Origin of the sequence: Methylobacterium goesingense, from assembly GCF_022179225.1 — a bacterium.
Lineage (GTDB): Bacteria > Pseudomonadota > Alphaproteobacteria > Rhizobiales > Beijerinckiaceae > Methylobacterium > Methylobacterium goesingense.
The window spans coordinates 1-8,302 of sequence record NZ_BPQL01000040.1; the positions used below are offsets into that span (position 1 = coordinate 1).

An 8,302-nucleotide genomic window follows, 5' to 3' on the forward strand; every position below is an offset into this window, starting at 1 on the left:
TCGCCGACGCCGCGCACGCCGCCGCCGAGGCCGAAGCCCTTCCAGGGGCCGGCCTGCACCTCGTGCACGGCGAGCAGGCTGCCCGAGTGGCGCGGGATGTTGACCAGCGGGGCGCCCACGGGGAGCACGTTGTCCTTCGTGACCACGGCGTCGGCGTAGACGTAGCCCGCCAGGATCTTGATCTCGGGGGTGATTTGGCCGGCGGCCGTGAGCTCGAAGCCCTGGCTGCGCACCCCGCCCGCCGCCAGGGAGAAGCCCGGGTTGTTGGGGTCGGCCGTGAGCACGTTCTGCCGCTCGATGCGGAAGGCCGCCGCCGTCAGGCCGAGTGCGCCGCCGAACAGGTCGAGCTTGGCACCGACTTCGTAGCCGACGCCGGTCTCGGGCTCGAACGGCACGGAGCGGGCCACCGCGAAGGCGTCGGGGCCGATATTGGGCCGGAAGCTGGTGCCCACGTTGGTGTAGAGGGCGAGCTCCGGCAGGGGCTGGTAGACGAGGCCGGCGCGCGGCGTGGCTGCCACCCGGGACTGGTCGACCTGGGTCGCCGTGGTGCGCTCGCGGAAGGACTGCTCGAAGAAATCGAAGCGCACGCCGAGCAGGGCTTTCCACTCCGGGCTGAGCGCGATCTGGTCCTGGGCGTAGAGGGCCGTGTTGGTGACCCGCTCCAGGTTGTTGCGCCGGATGGTGAGCGGCGGCAGGGCCTGGCCGTAGCGCGGATCGTAGATGTCGAGGCTGTAGGGGCTCTGGCGGAAGTTCGAGCGGTCATAGACCACGCGGCTGTCGGTGCTCTCGCGCTCGAAGCCGAGAAGCACGGTATGGCCGAGATCGCCGGTGGCGAAGCGGCCCACAACCTCGGCCTGGCCGATGGCGGTATCCCAGCGGTAATCGCGAAAATTCCGGTCGCGCAGGACGGTGCGATTGTCGGCAGCGAGGCCACGGACCTCCGCCGATTCCCCGACCAGCGAGCCGGTGTTGAAGTGGGTCGCCAGCCGCATCTGCCAGTCGGCGTTGAAGCGATGCTCGACCCGTACCTGCATCGTGTCCGAGCTCTGGTACGTGCTCTGCCCGGGCTCGCCGAGGAAGCGGGAGATCGGCAGGAATCCCAGTTGCTTGTTGATCGCGATCACGCCCCGGTCGAAGACGACGCGGTTGCGCAGGAACTCGGTCTCGACGGTGATCTTCGTGTCCGGCGTGATCTGCCAGCTCACCACGGGCGCGACGAGGAGGCGGTCGCCATCCACGAAATCGCGAAAGCTGTTCTGGCGGCCGCCCGCGACGTTGAAGCGGTAGAGCAGCGTGCCGTCCTCGTTGAGTGCGCCGCCGGCATCGACTGTGCCACGGAACTGCTCGAACGAGCCCCAAAGGCCGCCCATCTCGACGAAGCGCTCGGCCGTCGGCTGCTTGGTGACGAAGTTGACGAGGCCGCCCGGGTCGCTGCGCCCGAACAAGCCGCCGCCGGGGCCCTTGAGCACCTCGATGCGCTCCACGTTCTGGGTATCGGGTAGCGGCGGCGAACCGCGGTTGATCGGGAAGCCGTTGCGGTAGAGCTCCGAGGTGGTCGTGCCGCGGATGGCGTAGCTGAACACCGTCAGGCCGCCGAAATTGTTCTGCTGGGCCACGCCGGGCGTGTAGTTGAAGACGCGGTCGACGCGGGTGGCGGCGAGATCGGTGATGACCTCGCGCGGCGCGACGGTGACGACCTGGGGCACGTCGCGCTGAGGGGTGTCGGTCTTGGTGCTGCTCACCGCGCGGTCGGCCCGGTAGCGCGGCGTCGGGCCGATCAGGCCTATTCCCGATTTGGGGCCAGCACCAACGGCGGCCGGGGCGCTCCCGCCAGCCCCCTCGACGGAGAGTTCCTCCAGCGTGACGGCTTCCTGCGCCCTGGTCTCCAAGGCGGGCGCTCCCGTCGAGAGGATCGCGGCGAGGGCGCAGCGCGATCCCCGGCGTCCGGCCCGCCAGCGGCGCTTGGTGGATGCGGGCGGGTTCAGGATCAGGGCCGTCGCGGTGGGCAGGCTCGGACGAGGGGACACCGGTGCGCTCAAAGTTGTCGAGCGACAGCCGAGCGGGTGCCCTCACGGGATCGGCGGCGTCAGCAGCCAAGCCCGTTCCAGCGCTCCGCCGGGACACCCCGCCCGAGAGACGTTACATCGCGCAAGGCAGGTCTCCTGGCTCGCGGGTCGTTGTCCTGGCCGGCCTTCCCGGTGCTCGGCACCAGTGACCATGGATGGCAGGAACTCACCGCTGACAGTTGCGGGGGCAGCTTCGGAAGCGCTCCTGCGAACACCCCGAATTCCCTCTTAGCCCGCGAGCCGACGACCCGCAGGAACCTTGACGGTCAGACATTCGCCGGGCGCCGCCGCATAGTCAATCGATGGAACGAGGTTTTTTGCAACATTGTAACGTTGCAGAAATTCAATCCTCGCGCCGGCGCTTTCTGGCAACGCCATCCTTGTGATCGTGAGCGCAGGACGATGCCCGATCGACCGCTCGCTGGACCCGACCATAAATGCGGCGATGCGCGGGTGGCTGCATCGACTGTGTCGATCGGCCGAGGCCGGACGTCAGCTTCGGCATCGTCTCGGCCTTCACCGTTGAGGCGTGGCCGCCGGGCCGAGATTCATACGATCGAGCCTGTTCTCTCCTCGAACGATCAACCGTCCTCGCGCGCCGCGCCGAGTTCGGCTTCCGCCAGCCCCCGCGGCGTCAGGTATGGCAGGAACAGGCTCATCACTTGGCGGGCGCCCCAATCGACATGCGCGCGCGTGACCTCGCCGATGCCACGGCGCGAGCGCAGATAATCGATCCAGTAGGTCGATACGATCCAGGCATTGGTGACGAGCAGGTCGAGTCGGTCGGCCGGGATCGCCAGCAATCCCGCCCTCTGCATCTCTTCGATTGCCCGGCGGGTCAGCCCCTGTCCCGCGTCACTGACCTGCTTCAGGCGCGGCTTGAGCTCGGGAGCGAGCCGGAAGACCATCGCGCCGTCTCGGTAGAAGAAGCGCCATTCCCACATCGTTTGAAACCAGCCGGTGAGATAGGTGCGATACCGCGCGGGCTCGTCGTCGCTGGCGGCATAGGCTGTGGCCGCGGCATGTAGCGCCTGCGCAAACTCTGCGAACAGGGCTTCGAGCAACTGCTCCTTGCGCTGAAAGTGGTAGTAGAGGTTCCCCTCGTTGATCCCCACCGCCTCGGCGATCTCCGCCGTGGTGACGTTGCCGGGGCCGCGCTCGTTGAACAGCGCTCGGGCGGCATCGAGGATGCGCGCCCGCGTCTTGGGCTTGGGCGACGCCTTCAAACGGTCCCCCGGGTCCCGTCCTGCCATCGCGACATCCGCCCTCTCTTGCATCCAGCCCAGCACGAACCCTAGCGGCGGAGAGGCTGCCCCACAATTAAGGTGTTTGCCTGTTGATTGACTAAGGTGTTTACCTTAAATGGAGCGTCATGAACCTCGGAGGGCTTCAGCCATGGCGATCCTCACGGTGCCTCGCAATGGACCCGACAACGCAGCGTCGCGCCCGGAGCCACAGGACGGTGCGCATTTCGATGTGCTGGTGATCGGGGCCGGTATTTCGGGCATCAGCGCGGCCCACGCCCTGCAGACCAAGTGTCCAGGCAAGAGCTTCGCGATCCTCGAGGGCCGCGACTCGCTCGGTGGAACCTGGGACCTGTTCCGCTACCCCGGCCTGCGCTCGGATTCCGATCTCTATACTTTCGGCTTCAGCTTCCGGCCGTGGACCGAGGACGCATCGATCGCCGACGCGGCCTCGATCCTGAACTACCTGCGCGCCACCGCCGAGGCGTTCGGCATCGACCGTAAGATCCGCTTCGGCCAGCGCGTGGTGTCCGCGGCCTGGGACACATCGGAGGCGCGCTGGACCCTGCAGGTCGAGGCGGGAGAGGAGCGCATCGCCTATACCTGCGGCTTTCTCTACGTCTGCGCCGGCTACTACGACTACGCGGGCGGCTATCGCCCGGACTGGCCGGGCACGGAGCGCTTTGCGGGGCCGATCGTGCATCCGCAGGCCTGGCCCGACGATCTCGACTATGCCGGCAAGCGCGTCGTGGTGATCGGGAGCGGCGCCACCGCGGTGACGCTGGTGCCGGCGATGGCACGACGCGCCGACCACGTGACCATGCTGCAGCGCTCGCCCACCTACATCGTGGCGCTGCCCGCGCGCGACCGCATCGCCAACTGGCTGAAAGCCCGCCTGCCGGGCCCCATCGCCCATCGCCTCGCGCGCTGGAAGAACATAGGCCTGAGCATTCTCTTCTATCAGTTCGCGCGGCGGAAACCCGAGGCGCTGACGCAGCGCATCCTCGGCGGCATACGCAAGCAACTTGGGCCCGACTACGATGTCGGCAAGCATTTCACGCCGCGCTACAAACCGTGGGACCAGCGCCTCTGCCTTGTGCCGGACGGCGACCTGTTTCAAGCGATCCGCACTGGCAAGGCGAGCGTCGAGACCGACACGATCACGCGGTTCACCGAGGACGGACTGGAACTCGCCTCCGGAAAGACCCTTTCGGCCGACATCGTCGTGACCGCCACCGGGCTGAAGATGAAGCTGATGGGCGGCGTACAGATCAGGGTCGATGGCGTCATGCTCGATCCGGCCGAACGCTACCTGTACAAAGGCATGATGCTGAGCGACGTGCCGAACCTTGCCATCGCTCTCGGCTACACCAACGCCTCCTGGACGCTGAAAAGCGAGTTGACGGCGGACTATGTCTGCCGCCTCCTGCGCCGCATGGACAGGCGAGGCAAGGCGTGGTGTGTGCCGCGCCGCGGAACGGCCACCGGCGATGCGCCGCTGATCGGCTTCACCTCGGGCTATGTCACGCGCGCGCGTGACCTGATTCCGAAGCAGGGCACCACGTCGCCATGGAAGCTTCACCAGAACTACATGCTCGATCTCGCCGGCCTCCGCTACGGCCGGCTGGATGACGGCGCGATGGTGTTCGGCGGCCGGCGTACCGACACCCGACGGGCGGCCTGAACACCTCCTTCCGCGGGGCGGACGGCTGCATCCGGCCTCATCGCCGCGCCCGTTGGGCTCCGCACCCTCCGCCGTCGAACGGGGCGGACATCCGTCGCACCGAGGCTTTGTAAGGGCAGGAACCGACCGCATGTTCGATCTCCAGGGACGCACCGCCCTCGTTACGGGCGCGGGCAGCGGCATCGGCCGGGCCATCGCGGTCTCGCTCGCCGGGCGTGGCTGCAACCTTGCCCTCGCCGACGTAAATGAAGCGGGCTTGGCCCAGACCGCGCAGCCCCTCGCCAAGAGCGTTCGGGTCACTTGCCACCGCCTCGACGTCACCGACCGGGAGGCCGTCTCGGCGTTGCCGGCGGCGGTGGCCGCAGCGCATGGCGGCCTCGACCTCCTCGTCAACAACGCGGGCGTGGCCCTGGCCGGTACGTTCGCGCAGGTGAGCGAGGCCGACTTCGAATGGCTGATCGAGGTGAATTTCTGGGGCGTCGTGCGCATGACCCGGGCCTTCCTGCCGATGCTGCAGGCAGTTCCGGAAGCGCGGATCGTCAACCTGTCGAGCCTCTACGGCCTGATAGCCCCGCCGGGCCAGACCGCCTACGCGGCGAGCAAGTTCGCGGTGCGCGGATTCTCGCAGGCGCTTGCCCACGAGCTGGAGGGCGGTACGGTCGGCGTGACCGTGGTGCATCCAGGCGGCGTCGCCACATCAATCGCCGATTCGGCGCGGGCCACCGCGGCCCTCTCGATCGAGGAGTTGGAGCGCGGACGCCGCATCGCCAACAGTCTCCTGACGATGCCGCCCGCCCAGGCCGGGGACATCATCGTGCGCGGCGTCGAGCGACGGCGGCGACGCATCCTAGTCGGCACCGACGCCAGGATCGCGTCGCTGATCGAGCGCCTCATGCCGGTTTCCTACTGGGGCGTCTTGAGCCGCATGAAGGGAGAGCGCATGTGACCACGCCCTGGCTGACCGCATTCGTGTTGGGCGCCCTCGTCCTCGCCGCCCTCATGGGCTCCGCCCTCGTCCTCACGTGGCTCATCGCCCGGGGCGTCACACGGCGCCTGCCTCCGCGTGGGTGCTTCCTCGATCTGCCGCAGGGCCGCATCCATTACCTGGAGGCCGGGAGCGGCCGGCCACTCGTCTTCGTGCACGGTCTCGGCGGACAGCTCGGCAACTTCGCGTATGCCCTGCTCGACAGGCTCTCGGACCGGTTCCGGGTGGTGCTGATCGACCGGCCCGGTTCCGGCCACTCGCCGCGATCCTGGCGCGCGCCCGCCGACCTGCCGGGCCAGGCCGACAGGATCTCGGGTGTGATCCGTCACCTCGGGCTCGAGCGCCCGATCGTGGTCGGGCACTCGCTCGGCGGCGCGGTCGTCCTCGCGCTCGGCCTCGAACATCCGCGCCTCATCGGCGGCCTCGCGCTGATCGCGCCCCTGACGCAGCCGCAGGACACGGTCCCCGCGCCGTTCCGGCTCCTCGCCATCCGCTCGTCCCTCCTGCGGCTGGCCGTTGCCTGGACCCTCGCGACGCCACTGGCCATTCTGCGCAGCCGGGGCGTCCTGGCCACGGTGTTCGGGCCGGACGCGGTGCCGGCCGATTTCGGAACGCGAGGCGGCGGCCTGCTCGGCCTGCGGCCATCCAGCTTCTACGGCGCCTCGATGGACCTGAACGCAGCCGGTTCGGACATGCCGGCGCTGGCGGCGCGCTATCCCGACCTCGCCGTGCCCGTCGCCGTCCTCTACGGAACCGGCGATCGCGTGCTCTGCCCGTTCGAGCATGGGGAGGGCTTGAAGCGGGCATGGCCCGGTACGCGCCTCGACCTCGTACCGGGCGGCCACATGCTGCCGGTCACGGATCCCGACCGTGTCGCGGCGTGGATCGCGGCGATCGCGGCGGAGATGACACAAGCGGATCGGGCGCCTGATACGGCCGTGCCATCGGCGCCGAAGAGTCCGTGAGGCCAGCGAAACTCCGACTTCGGCTTCGATGAATGCCCCCTCGGGCAGATCGGTATGATAATCCTTGCTCGCCTTGGTGGTTCGAGTATCCCGACCGCTGTTGCGATAGTGCCGCCGCTCGGAGAGCGGTCACGTCGGTTGGTGTGGACGCTTTCAGGATGCCGACGCCCAGGTCGGGGCTGGGCTCCCGATCTTGGAGTGGACGGCCCCTTGGACGTCTCCGGTGCCGCGGAGCGATCGGAGAATTCGGCCCGGAAACAGGCAAGCCAAAGACCGCGAATCCTCAGATTTCGACCCAACTCAGCCGCACAGGATGTTTTCGTTGCGGCTTGACCGCAAAAGTGAGCACCCACTCCTGCGGATGGCTCAAACCGGCTCAGACGGAAGGACGCGTGTGTCCCTGCGGTGGATCCTTGTGACGGCCAGCGGGATCATCGCCGGTCGAGTTCTGGTCAACACCTTGGCTCGGCGGCGTGCCAGGCAGGCCCGAAGCGCGGATTTGGGCCGCCTTGCGGTGAGGCAGGTCCGCGTCGACGGCAAGACGATGCAGGCCCGCGTCACGGTTGACGCCGTACCGGATGACCGTCTGCCCGTGATCCTGGTCCACGGGCTCGGGATGTCCAGCCGCTACATGATCCCGCTCGCACGGCATCTGGCTCCTCATTTCAGAGTCTATGTGCCTGACCTGCCCGGCTTCGGTTTGAGCGAGAAACCGTGCCGCACGCTCACGGTGCGCGAACTCGCGGATGCACTGGCGAGCTGGATGCATGCGGTGGGGGTGGGGCGCGCAGCGTTTGTCGGCAATTCACTGGGCTGCGAGGTGTTGGTCGAATTGGCGCTCTTTCATCCGCAGCTTGTCGAACGCCTCGTGCTGCAGGGTCCCACGCCGGACCCGGAGGCGCGCGGCCTCGTCCGACAAATCGTTGGCTTCTTCGCCATCGCACCGTTCGAGCGCTGGTCGCTCGCATGGGTGGCGCTCACCGACTATGCCCGCGGCGGGATCGGACGCTACATCCTGACCCTGCGTAGCATGGTCGATAATCACATTGCGCAGAAGGTGCAGCGGGTCACACAGCCGACGCTCGTGGTATGGGGCACGCGCGACTACATCGTCCCGTATGCATTCGTCGCGAGCCTCGCCGGGTCCCTGCCTTATGGCCGGCTTGCTGTCATTCCAGACGTAGCACACGGGATCAACTACTCGCATCCGGAAGCGTTCACTGCGGTCCTCCTCCCGTTCCTCTTCGGTGACGCGGCGAAAACTCGTCGCACAGAGCCGAACCCCGGCGGTCAGCGCATCGTAGCGCGTCAGTGATGGTGGCCTGATCGGCAACTCCACCTGTCCGTCGTCAGATGAT

The 8,302-nt window shown here is 67.9% G+C and carries 6 protein-coding genes and 1 riboswitch; of the genes, 4 read left to right on the plus strand and 2 right to left on the minus strand.

Translation table 11 applies throughout. From position 1 onward, the window contains the following. The coding region (locus MFF30_RS08190; protein ID WP_238278608.1) for a TonB-dependent siderophore receptor at positions 1-1,913 on the minus strand (1,913 nt) is incomplete at its 3' end. A gap of 222 nt (positions 1,914-2,135) precedes the next feature. Next, a riboswitch (cobalamin riboswitch) is annotated at positions 2,136-2,343 on the minus strand. A gap of 304 nt (positions 2,344-2,647) precedes the next feature. Then, positions 2,648-3,355 (minus strand): TetR/AcrR family transcriptional regulator, encoded by a 708-nt coding sequence (locus tag MFF30_RS08195; RefSeq protein WP_238278601.1) that lies wholly within the window; start codon positions 3,353-3,355, stop codon positions 2,648-2,650. 106 nt (positions 3,356-3,461) lie between these two features. On the opposite strand from MFF30_RS08195, the gene MFF30_RS08200 reads away from it, so the two are divergent. The 4 genes from MFF30_RS08200 to MFF30_RS08215 all read left to right on the plus strand — a co-directional run bounded on the left by MFF30_RS08200 (position 3,462) and on the right by MFF30_RS08215 (position 8,259). Next, positions 3,462-4,994, plus strand: coding sequence for a flavin-containing monooxygenase (locus MFF30_RS08200; protein WP_238278602.1), 1,533 nt, complete (start codon positions 3,462-3,464; stop codon positions 4,992-4,994). 130 nt (positions 4,995-5,124) lie between these two features. Further along, entirely contained in the window at positions 5,125-5,940 is an 816-nt protein-coding gene (locus tag MFF30_RS08205) for an SDR family NAD(P)-dependent oxidoreductase (RefSeq protein WP_238278604.1), read from the plus strand. Then, positions 5,937-6,944, plus strand: a complete 1,008-nt coding sequence (locus MFF30_RS08210; protein WP_238278605.1) for an alpha/beta fold hydrolase — start codon at positions 5,937-5,939, stop codon at positions 6,942-6,944. Before MFF30_RS08205 ends, MFF30_RS08210 begins: the two co-directional genes overlap by 4 nt. A gap of 394 nt (positions 6,945-7,338) precedes the next feature. Next, a complete protein-coding gene (locus MFF30_RS08215; protein ID WP_238278606.1) occupies positions 7,339-8,259 on the plus strand; it encodes an alpha/beta fold hydrolase in 921 nt (306 codons plus the stop codon). Positions 8,260-8,302 lie beyond the last annotated feature (43 nt).